10 protein-coding genes are annotated in these 14524 nt (G+C 46.5%); 3 read left to right on the top strand and 7 right to left on the bottom strand.

The genetic code is table 11. The features are described from left to right. The first annotated feature begins 189 nt into the window (after positions 1 to 189). The 3 genes from SIB80_RS07750 to SIB80_RS07740 are packed head-to-tail and all read left to right on the top strand — an operon-like array spanning position 190 to position 3405. Positions 190 to 789 carry a uracil-DNA glycosylase gene (locus tag SIB80_RS07750; RefSeq protein ID WP_063406944.1) on the top strand — a complete coding sequence of 200 codons (600 nt, stop codon included), beginning with the start codon at positions 190 to 192 and terminating at the stop codon, positions 787 to 789. Further along, entirely contained in the window at positions 786 to 2006 is a 1221-nt protein-coding gene (ispG, locus tag SIB80_RS07745) for a (E)-4-hydroxy-3-methylbut-2-enyl-diphosphate synthase (protein ID WP_063420253.1), read from the top strand. The genes SIB80_RS07750 and ispG overlap by 4 nt, the downstream gene beginning before the upstream one ends. Positions 2007 to 2043: 37 nt before the next feature. Then, positions 2044 to 3405, top strand: a complete 1362-nt coding sequence (locus SIB80_RS07740; protein WP_063420252.1) for a S41 family peptidase — start codon at positions 2044 to 2046, stop codon at positions 3403 to 3405. Positions 3406 to 3498: 93 nt separating this feature from the next. On the opposite strand, the gene SIB80_RS07735 is transcribed toward SIB80_RS07740, so the two are convergent. From SIB80_RS07735 to SIB80_RS07705, 7 genes are all read right to left on the bottom strand, one after another. Then, positions 3499 to 3621, bottom strand: a complete 123-nt coding sequence (locus tag SIB80_RS07735; protein ID WP_255454360.1) for a hypothetical protein — start codon at positions 3619 to 3621, stop codon at positions 3499 to 3501. Positions 3622 to 3750: 129 nt separating this feature from the next. Further along, complete coding sequence (gene mfd, locus SIB80_RS07730) at positions 3751 to 7332, bottom strand: transcription-repair coupling factor (protein ID WP_063420251.1); 3582 nt, start codon at positions 7330 to 7332, stop codon at positions 3751 to 3753. Between the two features lie 146 nt (positions 7333 to 7478). Continuing rightward, a complete protein-coding gene (locus SIB80_RS07725) occupies positions 7479 to 8789 on the bottom strand; it encodes an aromatic ring-hydroxylating dioxygenase subunit alpha (protein WP_063420250.1) in 1311 nt (436 codons plus the stop codon). 893 nt (positions 8790 to 9682) lie between these two features. Next, positions 9683 to 10414: a hypothetical protein gene (locus SIB80_RS07720; protein WP_063420249.1), complete on the bottom strand. Its 732-nt coding sequence runs from the start codon at positions 10412 to 10414 to the stop codon at positions 9683 to 9685. Between the two features lie 203 nt (positions 10415 to 10617). Beyond that, on the bottom strand, positions 10618 to 11652 hold the full coding sequence (gene fmt / locus SIB80_RS07715) for a methionyl-tRNA formyltransferase (protein ID WP_063406933.1): 1035 nt from the start codon (positions 11650 to 11652) through the stop codon (positions 10618 to 10620). Then, positions 11649 to 13037, bottom strand: coding sequence for a TldD/PmbA family protein (locus tag SIB80_RS07710; RefSeq protein ID WP_063420248.1), 1389 nt, complete (start codon positions 13035 to 13037; stop codon positions 11649 to 11651). Before SIB80_RS07710 ends, fmt begins: the two co-directional genes overlap by 4 nt. Beyond that, a complete protein-coding gene (locus tag SIB80_RS07705) occupies positions 13037 to 14482 on the bottom strand; it encodes a TldD/PmbA family protein (protein WP_063420361.1) in 1446 nt (481 codons plus the stop codon). The genes SIB80_RS07710 and SIB80_RS07705 overlap by 1 nt, the downstream gene beginning before the upstream one ends. Between the last annotated feature and the right edge of the window lie 42 nt (positions 14483 to 14524).

Raw genomic sequence — 14524 nt, 5'->3', positions numbered from 1 at the left:
CCACTGTCCTTTGAAGGTCAATCGATCTTGCCAAGAGCTAGTTTTTGGAGACTCTTCGCGGTTTTTTAGTCTGAATTCGCCTAGATCTCCTCAACGCAAGTCGATGCTTTCCATCAGAGCGACGTTGCAGCTGTTCGCAATTAATTAAAATAAAACTCACAAGGATTGACCCATGTCTATGGGGCTCATATGGAGCGCACTAATGGCTGTGGTTCCTGTGACTTGCCTGTTAACCAGCCTCAGGTTGTTGTGAGTCGTGGAAATCCACATGCCTCTTTGATGCTGATCGGGGAAGCGCCAGGCGCTCGCGAGGATGAGCTAGGGAAGCCCTTTGTAGGACGTTCTGGTCAACTTATAGATCGTTTGATGGAGAGTGTTGGCCTTGACCCTCAAACTGATGCCTACATCTGCAATGTTGTGAAATGCCGGCCCCCTAAGAATCGGCGACCGACACTTGTTGAGATTGCTTCTTGCCGTCCCTGGTTGCAACAACAGATTGAGCTGGTTGATCCCTGTGTGATTGCCTTGGCTGGCTCGACAGCAGTCGAAGCCATCCTTGGTATCAAGGGAGGAATTACCCGTCTTCGTGGTCAATGGCAGCATTGGCAAGGCCGTTTACTGATGCCGCTTTTGCATCCTGCCTACCTCCTTCGCAATCCATCTCCAGTAGATGGTGCTCCTGTTGCCCTCACCAGAGGCGATCTGCTCGAGGTCCGCCAAAGGCTCATACAAGTCAATAGGTGCGCTGTTGTGCCAATGTTGGATTCATCTAGGCGCCGTCTGCCATGAGTGCAACCATGGCTGAGTATCAATCCAGCACATCCAGGAGATACGACACCCAGATCCACCGACGTGTAACGCGCACTGTCAACGTAGGAGGTGTCTTGATCGGTAGTGATCATCCTGTCAGGGTGCAGTCGATGATCAACGAGGACACCCTTGACGTGGAGGGTTCAACAGCAGGCATACGACGCTTGCATGAAGCTGGTTGTGAAATTGTTCGTCTAACTGTTCCATCTCTCGGCCATGCCAAGGCCGTCGGCGAGATTTGTCAACGGCTTAGGGAGACCTATCAACCGGTACCCCTTGTGGCTGATGTCCATCACAACGGCATGAAAATTGCCCTTGAGGTGGCAAACCATGTCGACAAGGTGAGGATCAATCCTGGCCTTTTTGTGTTTGATAAAGCTGATCCAGATCGAACCGAGTTCAGCGGCGAAGAGATTGCTTCTATCAGAGAACGCATTGCCGAGAATTTTGAACCGCTTGTCACTCGTCTCAAGCAGCAAGACAAAGCCCTTCGTATTGGCGTGAATCATGGTTCGCTTGCTGAACGCATGCTCTTTGCCTATGGAGATACTCCTCTTGGCATGGTTGAGTCAGCAATGGAATTCGTGCGAATTTGCGATTCGCTCGATTTTCATAACATCGTGATTTCGATGAAGGCCTCTAGAGCGCCTGTGATGTTGGCGGCTTATCGATTGATGGCTGACACGATGGATCAAGAGGGTTTCAATTATCCCCTTCATTTGGGCGTAACCGAGGCTGGTGATGGGGATTATGGAAGGATTAAAAGTACAGCGGGCATCGCAACGCTTTTAGCAGAAGGTCTAGGCGATACCATCCGAGTTTCATTGACAGAGGCGCCTGAGAAAGAAATTCCAGTTTGTTACTCGATTCTTCAATCCATCGGGCTGCGCAAAACGATGGTCGAGTACATCAGCTGCCCAAGTTGTGGCCGAACATTGTTCAACCTTGAAGAGGTTGTTCAGAAAGTGCGCGATTCCACATCCCATCTTGTTGGTTTGGATATTGCGGTGATGGGTTGCATTGTGAATGGCCCAGGTGAGATGGCAGATGCTGACTATGGTTATGTTGGTAAAGGGCCAGGAGTCATATCCCTCTATCGGGGCAGAGATGAGATTCGCAAGGTTTCTGAGTCTGAGGGTGTAGATGCGTTGATCCAGTTGATTAAGGATGACGGTCGATGGGTGGATCCGCCATGAAGTCGTTATTGTGTGAGATCAGTCCAATTTGGACGCTATGCCTATCTCTAGAAGTCTTCGCTCATTAGGCCGCCAGCGCAGTTCATGGCTGGTCCTTCTGGGCGCGGGAGGAGCAGCTACTGCAATTGCACTTGCCTCTCCAAGTTTGGGTTTGCCAAGCAGTTCTTCTTCCGCTATTAGTGATAGCCCCAAAGAGGTGATTGATCAGGTCTGGCAGATTGTATATCGTGACTATCTTGATTCCACAGGTAAATATAACCCTGAAGTTTGGAAGGGACTACGCAAGGACTTATTAGCCAAGAACTATTCAGCCACTTCAGAATCCTATGAAGCCATCCGTGGCATGTTAGCGAGCTTGGATGATCCCTATACACGATTCTTAGATCCAAAGGAATTTAAGGAAATGCAGATCGATACCTCAGGAGAATTAACAGGTGTTGGCATCCAGCTTTCTCTAGACAAGGATACAAAAGAATTAGTTGTGGTTTCACCAATCGAAGGAACTCCTGCATCTAAGGCTGGTGTCCAACCTAAGGATGTGATCGTTTTCATTAATGGACAATCCACTAAGGGCATGTCTACAGCGGATGCTGTTAAGTTGATTCGTGGTAAAGAAGGTAGTGAGGTCACCCTTGGTCTGCGTCGCAGGGGTGAAGTTATCCAGGTCCCGTTGATACGTGCACGCATTGAGATACAGGCAGTTGATATCCAGTTAAATACGACAGTAAATGGTACAAAGATTGGTTATATCCGCCTGAAACAGTTTAATGCCCATGCAGCTAAAGGAATGCGAAGTGCTATCAAGAATTTAGAAAAAGAGGGTGCGCAAGGCTATGTACTAGACTTGCGTAGTAATCCTGGAGGTTTGCTTGAAGCCAGTGTAGATATCGCACGCCAATGGCTTGATGAAGGTACAATTGTTCGAACAAAAACTCGTGATGGCATTCAAGATGTACGCCGAGCGAATGGTAGTGCCTTAACCCAACGCCCTGTTGTGGTTTTGGTGAATGAAGGCTCAGCAAGCGCAAGTGAGATCCTCTCTGGAGCACTACAAGACAATCATCGTGGTGTACTTGTAGGACAGAAGACCTTTGGCAAGGGCTTGGTTCAATCAGTTCGAGGCCTTTCTGATGGCTCTGGTCTTACTGTCACGATCGCTAAGTATCTCACTCCAAGCGGATCGGACATTCATAAAAATGGCATCAAGCCAGATATTAAGGCCGTGATGTCTGAAAAAGAAATCAATAATCTTAAGCTTGAGGATCTTGGCTCTGGGAAGGATAGTCAATACAAGGTGGCCGAAACAACACTAATTAAAGCCCTAAACAAAATACTTGATGGACCAATATATAAGCCTGTAGGAGTTAACCTTCCTCAAGCTATTCCATCAACGCTATAATGTCTAAACAGTTAGACTTTCTGTTAAATGATGATTAATCTATGATCTTGCAGGATATGTACGAGCGCATGATAATTACGCCCCGTTGGATCTCTAAGTAACAGGTTGCATTAAGCCACCATCTCCACCTGAATTCGAGTCGTCGTCATCGTTTTCTGCTTCGCTTTGAAGAACAGCAAAAATGGCAATGGCGGCGAGACTCAACAATCCGCTCATCAATCCCATCATCCCCTGATTGCTCCCGATCTCAGTGAATTCCCCCAAGGCACTTTTCGCTATTTGCGCAAATGTAACGAAGAATTGCGCTTTTGTAAAGACTTCTTAATATAGTTGCGCTGGAAGGGCTTAGGGGGTAATGACGGCCTCGTCTCGCTCTATGGCTTGCTGCTTTTGCTGAATTGCAGTTAATCCATCCTCGCAAGGAATCTGTGTGGCCATGAGACGCAACCACTCCATCAGTTGTTCAAGCTGTTTTTCCATAGGCAAGACGCTTAGACCTCGTGCCAGCACCTTGGCTTTATTTCCACTTCCAGTCTGGTAAATCAGTCGGCCGTGCAGGTGTTGCGGTAAACCTTGCCTAAGTAGCCGGAAGGCGGGCTCCTCCATCGGCGTTTCCATCGCAATATTTGGCTTTTCTGGCTTAATTCTCGAGATCCCGCAGCGACGAGCTAAGAGTTTGAGCTCCATGAGTTGAAGAAGTGATTGCACAGGACCAGGAATGGTTCCGTATCGGTCTGTCCAGCTAGCTGCCAACTCAATCAGTGATTCATGAGAAGCACAATTTGCGGCAGCTCTGTAGGCAGCGATCTTTTCGTCACCATCAACAATCCATTCCGCTGGCACGAATGCTGTTACCGGCAGATCGATTTGAGTGTCATCTACAGATGGAATGCCCTGTCCTTGGATTTCAGCAAGTGATTCCTGCAACATTTCCATGTAAAGATCGAAACCAATGGTTTCCATTTGGCCGCTTTGTTCAACCCCGAGAAGGTTGCCCACACCACGGATTTCCATGTCTCGCATCGCTAGTTGATAGCCACTTCCTAGCTGTGCAAATTCCTGGATTGCTCTTAGGCGTTGTCTAGCGGCATCACTGAGGGATGCGTCACCCGGATAGAACAACCATGCATGAGCCTGAACACCGCTTCTACCCACACGTCCACGTAGTTGGTAGAGCTGTGCTAGTCCAAATTTATGAGCATCCTCAATGAGAATAGTGTTCACACGTGGGATATCGAGGCCACTTTCAACGATCGTGGTGCATAGCATCAAGTCGGCCTCCCCTGCATTAAAGGCGACCATCGAGCTCTCAAGTTCGCCTTCTGCCATCTGACCATGGGCTACCAACAACTTCAAATCGGGCAGCATCTGTTGAAGTTGACGAGCTACATCTTCAATACCCTCAACACGTGGAACGACATAGAACACCTGTCCGCCGCGATCAAGTTCCTGGCGAATAGAACTACGAACTGCTTCTTCATCAAAAGCGGCTAGGTGGGTTTTGATAGGCCGGCGTAATGGAGGAGGGGTTGTGATCAGACTCATTTCCCTTACCCCTGAAAGGCTCATGTATAAGGTTCGCGGAATTGGTGTGGCTGAAAGTGTCAAAACATCTACATCCTTACGAAGAGCTTTAATCTTTTCCTTTTGATTGACTCCAAAACGTTGTTCCTCATCAACAACCAACAAACCTAGTTTTTGGAATGTTGTGTTTTTACTGAGCAGCTGGTGGGTACCGACAACTGCATCGATTGTCCCTTTTTTGAGGCCATCAAGTATTGATTTTCGTTCTGAGCTTGTTCTAAATCGGTTCAGTAAGGCGACCTTGATTGGGTAGGGAGCGAAGCGGTCTGAAAGTGTTCTCCAGTGTTGTTGGGCTAGCACTGTTGTGGGGGCAAGCATGGCTATCTGGCGTCCAGACGTAATTGCTTTGAAGATCGCTCGTATTGCTACTTCCGTTTTTCCGAAACCAACATCTCCGCACACAAGCCGATCCATAGGTTGTGCTGCTTCCATATCGCGTTTTACATCAAAGACTGCCTTGACCTGATCAGGTGTTGGTTCATAGGGAAAAGATTCTTCTAGTTCAATCTGCCATGGTCCATCTGGTGGGAAAGCATATCCAGGGGCCTGGAGTCGCTCTGCATAAAGCTTGACCAGATCCATCGCAACTTTGCGAACTAACTTTCGGGTCCGCTCTTTAACTTTTTGCCACGCTGTTCCTCCCATGCGATTAAGTTTTGGTGGTGATTCACTTGTTGATCGATACCGACCAAGGCTGCCGAGCTGATCGGCGGCCACGCTGAGTGTTCCATCCAAATACTCGATAACTAAATAGTCACGGACCTCACCACTGATGGCCAGTTTTTCTAATTTCAGAAAACGACCGATGCCGTGATTGCGATGCACGACGAAGTCACCAGTGCACATTTTATTGGGGTCAACCGTACGACTCGCTGCCCTTCGTCGTCGTCGAACATAACCGGTAGAGCCAAGGGTTTTTTGACCAAAAAATTCACGGTCAGTCATCAAAACAACACGCCAGGCTGGTAAGATCAGCCCCTCTAAATCCACAGAACCGGTAGTCTTTAATGCTACTGGGGTGTTTTGCTCGAGCAAACGTTCAATGGCTGGGTGATCTTTAGCGTTTGGGACGAAGCGTGTGATGCAGTCATGCTCCTCAAGAAGAGCCACAGCACGGCTTGGTTGTGCTGATAAAAGCCAAACGGGATGATGTTCTTTTTGATAATTTTTGATTTGCTCTCCTAACCTGCCGAACTGGTTTGGGTTGGCTGGAATTGGCCGACTGGCAAGATCAAAACTATTTGCATAACCATCGTCTTCATGGAGTTCGGCAAGATCAATGCCAGCAAAGCCATCTGTGGTTGCATAGCTTTCTTCGATGCTGCGATGAAGCAATGGAGGCCAATACTTTTTTTGTTCATCAGTCGACAAGCCCATTGATTGACCCACATCAATGTGATGTTCTTCTGCATGTTCAAGCCATAGTTTTCCATGTGCAGAGCCATGACGCTTCTCATCTATTGCGATAAAGGAGTTGGTAGGAATGTAGTCAAGTAGCGAGGCAGGTTTGGTCCATGCAATACCCATTAACCTTCTTATACCATCTGGTGTAGAACCTTCGAAGAGTTGATCTAAAGTCTCCTCACTAACAAGACGCTCAAGCCCATCGGGCATTGACTCTAGTAGTTGATGAGCAATTAATGGACTAAACCCTGAAGGGGTTAGGCAAAGCTCATTAACTTCATCCAGGGAACGTTGACTGACTGGGTCGAATTCTCTTAATTTATCAAGTTCATCGCCGAATAACTCGAGGCGAACTGGTAATTCACTGCTTACTGGAAATATATCAACGATGTCACCACGACGACTCCAGGTAGCTTCCTGATCTACGGCTGTAACTCGATCATATCCAAGCTTGGTAAGAGTATTGGCTAAGCTTTCCAGGTCTATATGCTCTCCACGACAGAGTATTTCACACTGTGATGCGAGTGCATCAACAGGAGGTAGATGTGGCTGCAAAGCTCTTTCTGTGGCCACAATGGCTCGATCCCAACTTCGGGTTGATTCTCCTAGGAGTTCACTTAGAACCTGCAATTGCCCCCATACGATTTCTGTTGTGGGGTCAAATGGCTCATAAGGTGATCCTTCACTTGTTGGGTAGAGATGATTATGCGACCAACCCATCATTGCAAGCAGCGAAGACCAGCGATTGGCCTCTTCTAGTGTCGGTACGATCACAACCAGTGGACGGCTCTGCTTACGAGCTATTGCACTTGCAATTAATGCGCGCCCGACTCGCCCGGCTCCCCGCATCAGTAAGCGGTCGTTTCGATTACTTCTATCCACCAACTCACCAGTGAGAGTCGACTTCTGAAGCTGACGAACTAATGAGCTCAGAGGCATGGTTGCAAAATAATCATAAAAATTGACACGTTATAAATATAGCTTGTGAGGTCCAAGTCAAGTGTTTTGTTCAATTGTTAGGCAAGGCCTAATTCTTGAACAGAACTCATATCAATAAAAATCAAAATCTCTAGGAAATTAGATCTTTATTCTTGAGTTCCAACCATGGGCATTGAAACATTGCCAGACTTTATTTGTTGAACTAAGTCTGGCGCAAAAATTAACGCAAGTATGATCAGTATTATTGAGAATAGTCGAACAGCTACTTTACGATCGATTATACGATTAATATCATGAGATAGCTGTGGGTTTGCGGGAGGGTATAGCATCAACATATCTTGATGAATTGTATTAGTATGTGCGGTTGTGGGGTGTATATCCCATGGGTGTTCTTTCTCAAGTGAGTGTTGATGCCAATCCCAAAAAAGATTAATCATCTTATCTTCTGCTAAAAGTTTGGCTTGACCTTGGTTCAAGTAGCCCATTTGCTCATTAAACGTTTGAGTTTGTAAGACGAGATAGTCTTCAGAGAAAATTTTATAAAAAACTTTTTGCTGCCTTTGTTTAAAGAGAAGTAATTTGCACAGAAGCTTATTCCTGAGAAACTTTCTATAATGACGAACAATGATTCGTGCTCTATTATGTGACAAGGGGATATGATCTAAAACTTGTACATATCTTGCCTTCTCAGTTGCTCCCTTGAAAATAATCACACGGCCAGGAGGGATAAAGATTTGAGAAATAAATTCTTCCTTGTTATTTTCTTTCTCATGATAGACGCTTCGAAGATGATATTGGTCTTTATTAATTAACTGATTGAAGCTTTTAATTGTTTTTCTGTTAACGTCATTTCCTGGCAATGTATTCCCATGTAACCAAAAGATATGCAAGATGTCTAAATGATTTTCTATGATGCGAGACCAATCGCATTTAAAGTCTATAAACACTTCTTCATATTCGTAATCTTTCAAGTCAAAGCCATATGCCTCTGGAAGACTATTCTCTAGGTGGGATTTTATCTGAAAATCTTTTGGGCTAGGCTGTGCTTCTCCTGTATAATAAATATATATATAGTCATCTTGTTCTATACAGGGATATTGCCTGAGGTGTAAATGTTTCGCGAAGTTATCATAATGAGAGTCAATAATATGGTTGCATGTTATTCTATCTGATCCATCCTCATTGCAGGATGTCGTATAGCGAGCTCCATGATATGGACAAACAATTTCACCGTTTTGATTTTCTCCTCCACGAAAAGATGCCGATCTATGCGGGCATGAATCTTTGATACATCTCGGCTTGTTATTCTTGTCTCTGTATATCACTAATGGCTCATTAAACATGGACAGATGATATAATTCATTTTCTTTTAATAACTTACTGGCACAGACGGAATACCAACCCAGTAGGCCTACTGAAGGACGTATGGCTTTCTCGATTGGAGACTCAACTGTCAACTTGGTCTTTTTTTATTAATTCGATTTTATCGTGCAGGCAACTGGTTTGTAAATTCTGCAGTTATGGCGTAATAATATTGATATTCTGGTGAGCTTCTCATTGGCCTCTTGGATGCGACGTTAAGACTCATAAACCCTTGCGCTGCAGTAGATCACACTGGTTACCCCTGGGCCTCACCCCCCCCCCCCTGACAGGACCTTCGTAGCACTTAGCTCACCGCTTTCTGGTAGATCTTTCCTGTCTTGACGGCACGGGTTGCGGCATCTTCGTATTTTGACGACTCAGTTGATTATTCAGGCTAAAATTATTTAACGCTAACAATTTATGCAATATACCAACGCAAACTATTCAGCGAACAGACTAGCAGTATCTCTTCCTGGATTTCAATTGGCAGTTTAACTCTTATGTCGTCCTCCTAATTAAGCTCCCACTGATGACAACAACTTATTGTGGATCTTTTGACAGCTTAAGAGTTTTAGATTCATAATATCGTGCAAGATGCTATTCCCTGAGGCCTGATTCTGTGCCATTGATTCTTTCCGATGCAACAGGATAGTTCGGTCTAATTGTCGCCGCATGCTCAACAGCCTTATTTTATAGGCATCCAATCCTCCTTTCAGGCTTCCAATTCAGATTATCTATCAAGCTCATGTTGACCTAGAGTATTGATACCTCTTGAATTTATCTTATGGACCTTTAGCGTTTGTGTATATTAATTCCGAACAAACTTAAAAGCCATACTTAATTGGTCTACATTGATGCCACTCTATAGCTTTTATACAGCCTTTGCGATATATTTATCATCGACTGTCTCGATGATCGCTAACTTTAAATTTTTTCTTTATCAAATAGTCAATATATACGAATCATGCAGACAATATATTTATGTCGATTATTGCCCATTTGATATCAGCTCTGCTTCTAGAAGCATGTTAAAACTCAGCAATTGTTGATCATTTAATTGTTGTCGACTTCTCGCTTTTAGTTGCTCTTGTAGGTATCTTCTGCCTTGCTCTGGTGTCCATCTAAGTTTCTCGAGCAATTGATCACATTGGCTCAGAAGATCTGTTCGGCGTAATGGTTGGTTAGCCTCATTAGGGTCTTCTCCAGGCTTTAATCCTTTAAGTAGATTAAGATAGGAATTTAACTCACTGTAACGAGTGATGCGATGACGACTTGAGTGACCAAAGCACTTCTGCAGGTAAAGCATCTCTTCTTCTCTATCCCATCCGACTCTTTGTAGCTCATGATCTATTGCTGCCAATTCATCACTCCAGTCTTCGGGATCTGTTAGAGCCTCTACTTGTTGCTCTGATGTTGATAATTGTTCTTTATTATTTGCTTGATGATTCTTCTCATCTTTTTTGAATGGCACGCTGATTAATCTTTTATTAGTGCTTGAATCTGAATCAGTTTCTTGAGTCTCAACTAAATCACTATCATTGAGATGGCTTGTCTTGTTGGCTAGTCGTTGGATCAGTCTTCCTATGGCTCGGTCTTCTGCAGACTCAGCTGTCGGTCCCTCTCCTAAGGCACTTCCCAGAGGATCACCACCTTCCCAACCCGAAACGTGCACAATGCAACGATTTGGGTCTGTGTGGCACAACTTTACCTGGATCTGCATCACCAACGGCTAATGCCAGTCTTTCTAGGCATTATTGACCGCACCAACTCATAACTGCGCTGTTTGTGATTTCTCTATTCCTTTCGCCTTTTGACATTGGTCTTCTAAGCATGCTCCTGTCAGGATTGGTCAAGTCTGGTTTGAACCTATGACAATTTTTGAAACACGCTAAAGGAGGACATCTGGCAATGATAACCCTTGAGTTAGATGTTGAACCCCACTCCAAGATCCTGGCCAACAGTCGCTTGCAATTGTTGTATTAACACCTCTCCAAGCGCCTTGCTTTTGCCTTCCAATTGGCCTTGTCGAATGAGTAAAGGGCACGTTTTTGTACTTACGACTAGGCCCAGATCGGATTCGCAGGCCAGGATCTTTCCTGGTTCATGTTCTCCATCTTGCCAGCGTCCGACCAGTGGCCTTACTTCTTCAGAAAGCTTGGATTTCAATTCCTCATCAAGTGGCTCAGTGGCTTGTACTTTCAGCCTTTTGTTATTCCAGCTGCTGAATGCGTTTGGATAAAGGCCCATAACCCTGCGATGCAAATCCATTGCAGATTGATTCCAATCAAGAATGTGGTCTTTTTTCGAGAGCATTCGGGCATATGTCGGGTCACCTTCAATCTCTTCCTGCTTGATGACTTCCAATTGTTTCCAACGTTCCGATTCGACTCCAGGGCCTGCTGCTGCAATCCTTGGCATTGATTCTAAAAACAATTTTGCTGTTATCGAGCTCAAACGATTAGACAGCTGATTCGCATTTTCGAGTAAGCCGATAGCAACCCTTTCTTGGACTAAAACAGGGCCTGTATCAAGCCCCTCTTCCATTGCCATGATTCCAACGCCTGTCACGCTGTCACCACTTAGCAAACTCCATTGAATCGGTCCTGCTCCTCGCCAGCGGGGTAGCAGCGAAGCGTGACCGTTCCAGCAACCGAGAGGAGGTTGATTGAGAACTGTTGAAGGAAGAAGCTGCCCAAAGGCGACTACAACAGAAATATCAGCCTTTAGTGATTTTAATTCTGCTTGAATGTTGCCCTCATCCCTAATCCGTTCAGGGGTGAATACACGCAACCCCTGATCCATTGCTCGTTGTTTGACGGGTGACGCCATTTGCTGATTACCACGCCCCCGACGACGATCAGGCTGGCTCACCACGCCAACAATTTCATAGCCTGAGTCATTTAAGGCATCCAGAGTTGGCACTGCATAGCTGGGGGTACCCCAGAACAGCACCCTCATGCTTCACCGGTAATTGATAAGCCTTCGACCCACACATGAGGAGATACCCCACCAGGTGTGATCACCTGTTCAGCTTCCATATTCACAATGCTATTCAACAGCGTACGGATGTCTCCAGCAACTGTCGCTGCTTCGATCGACACCCTTTCCCCTTTGATGACCAACCAACCATTAAATGGCAGAGAGAATGAACCCTGACTCGCTTTAACCCCAGCATGTAGAGCATTTAACCCTTCGATTAACACGAAGGTTTCTTTGCTCCTGCTGTGTTGCAGATGAGTATTTGCACTGTTTTGACCTTCAGTTTTGCTCACTTCAAACCAATCGGGTCCCACTGATACCTTTGCTCCCAGTCCGGCATGGCCAGTTGGTGGTACACCAAATGCCCTTGCGGTAGCTTCCGAGTGCAGGAAACTCTCAAGTCTTCCACCGTTGATTAAGCAAAGTTTTTGAGTAGGTGTGCCTTCACCATCGAAACTAGAGGCCCCTACATGTGCAGGATGTAGGCCATTATCATGAAGGGAGAAGAATGGAACGGCGATATTTTTGCCGATTGTTTCTCGTTGGCTGAGGCTGACGCCATCGAGCACTGCTCTGGCATTGAACATGCTGCTGAAGGCACCGATCAAGTCTAGGAAAGCCTCTGGTGTAAAGCAGACGAGATAACACCCAGTGTCGATCGGCTGATAGTCAAGATGACTGATTGTTCGTTCTGCTGCTTCATCAATACATCCATCAATATCCAGATCGTGACTACCTAGAGCAAGGCGAATTGCACCACCACTGCGTGGTTTACGTCCACTTTCTTCTGCGCGGGCAAAAAGGTAAAGGCTGGCTTGACTACGCTTCATTTGACGAAGCGCACCATCGCTATTGAGATAAACTCGTTCGTAGGTTGCTTCTCCTAGTCCGTTGTAAGGAATGCTCTGTATAGCAGGATGTCGACTAAGAAGATCAGCTTCGGCCTCTTTAAGAACCTCAAGCATTCGTTGAATTCCCTGTGCTGGTCTTAGAGGTCGCTCTAGCTTTGGTAACGGAGATTTAGCGAGTGTTGAGAAGGCAGGAACGTCATCGGCGTTGCCAAAGTCACTTGCCTGACGAGCACCAATAAGCGCTTTCTCTATTCCTTTTTCTGAAAGATCTGACGTGCTTGTGATTCCTACAAGCCCTTTGTTGTTCCATACACGTACTGTGATTGAGCTGCGTTGCGCACCCTTCATTTGCTTGGCTTCGCCATGATCAATTTGAACAGAACTATCTGTGCTGCATGCTGCTCCTAAATCCCATTGGTGGATACTCTCGCGGCTAGCAAGTTGACTTAGTTTATCCCGTAGAGAATGAGTGTCGAGTTCGATTGCATTTGCTGCTTGTATTTCGGACATCATCAACGCCCTCCCACGGTGATTGAATCGACTTTGATATGAGGCTGCCCTACGGTGACAAAAATGTTACCGCTTATTGACCCGCAGAAACCGGCTGCCAGCTCAAGATCCTTGGCACACATCGAAATCCGTGGCATCACATCTTTTGCTTCGCCAATCAGAGTGGCTCCTTTAACAGGTTTGCCGAGCTTGCCTTTCTCGATCAGATAGCCCTCTTCTACAGCAAAATTAAATTGACCTGTGGGTCCAACGCTGCCTCCACCCATTGATTTGCAGTAAAGGCCTCGGTCGATCGAGGCGATGAGTTGTTCCGGTGAGTGCTGGCCGGCGGCGATATAAGTGTTGCGCATGCGGCTAGCTGCAGCGAATGTGTGGGACTGACGTCGGCCGCTGCCTGTGCGCTGGTGACCGGTACGGAGCTCACCGGCTCTATCGCTGATGAATTGCTTGAGCACACCGTTTTCAATTAATACCGTTCGCTGACTTTCCATGCCTTCGTCATCCATGCTCAGGGAACCGAAGGCCCCATCAGTAATCCCCTCATCGATTGCCGTTACAGCTTCATGGGCGATCGATTGGTTCAACTTGTCGCTGAAAGGTGTTGTACCGCGCTCGATCTGAGTTGTCTCGAGCAAATGCCCACATGCTTCGTGAAAAATCACACCGCCAAAGCGGTTGGCGAGTACTGCTGGCATTTGACCGGCGTCCACGTAATCGGCATAAAGCATCGTGCCTGCGCTTTCGCAAACTTCCTTGGCGCTCGTTTCGGCATCCCACTTGCGAAGGTCGTCTGGACGTCCCGATGTGCCATAACGGCGACCAATGCTTGAGCGGTGCTCGCCATCTGTAGCAAGGACATTAAGTCCTATGGACTGATGCAAACGGATGTCGCGTCCAAAGGTGCCATCACTTGCAGCCACGAGAACCTCCTGCCAGTCGCGGGCATAACTGCCTCGCCGCACCTGCAGATGGGTTCCATATTGATCAAGCAATTGAGTTCCATTTAGAAGGCGATCACTTGCTTCATACAGCTCTGGGCATTGGTTGAGCCAGTCGGCCTTATCGATTGCGAAATCACGAAGGTTCGGCAGACCATTAAATGATGAGCGACCAGCCTCATTAACCTCAAGCCCAAGCATGCTGAGAGCTTGCTCTAATGCATGCTTCAGGCCTGCATCTGAAAGATCATTGGTACTGACAAAGCCATCTTGTTTGCCCAGGAACACCCTGATCCCAGCACCCCTGCCGAAGGATGGAGTGACACTGGTAATGGTGTCTTGTTCAGCAAGGACGCTGAGATGATCAATTTGCTCCAGGTAGACCTCCACCAGATCAGCACCGGCAGTTCGACCACGCGCTAGTAGTAATTCCAGTTGTGGTTGCCAGTGCCTATTCAAGGCTTCTGCCTTATGCACCAGGCTTTGATCTGGGGTGTAGGTCGAGACCAACCATTTCTCCTGCAGCTTGCGTTGATTATGGAGAGAATTTGC

Origin of the sequence: Prochlorococcus sp. MIT 1327 (genome assembly GCF_047304785.1) — a bacterium.
GTDB classification, from domain to species: Bacteria; Cyanobacteriota; Cyanobacteriia; order PCC-6307; family Cyanobiaceae; genus Prochlorococcus; species Prochlorococcus marinus_D.
Note: the sequence above shows the minus strand (reverse complement) of the source record. Positions and strands in the feature narration are given on the sequence as shown.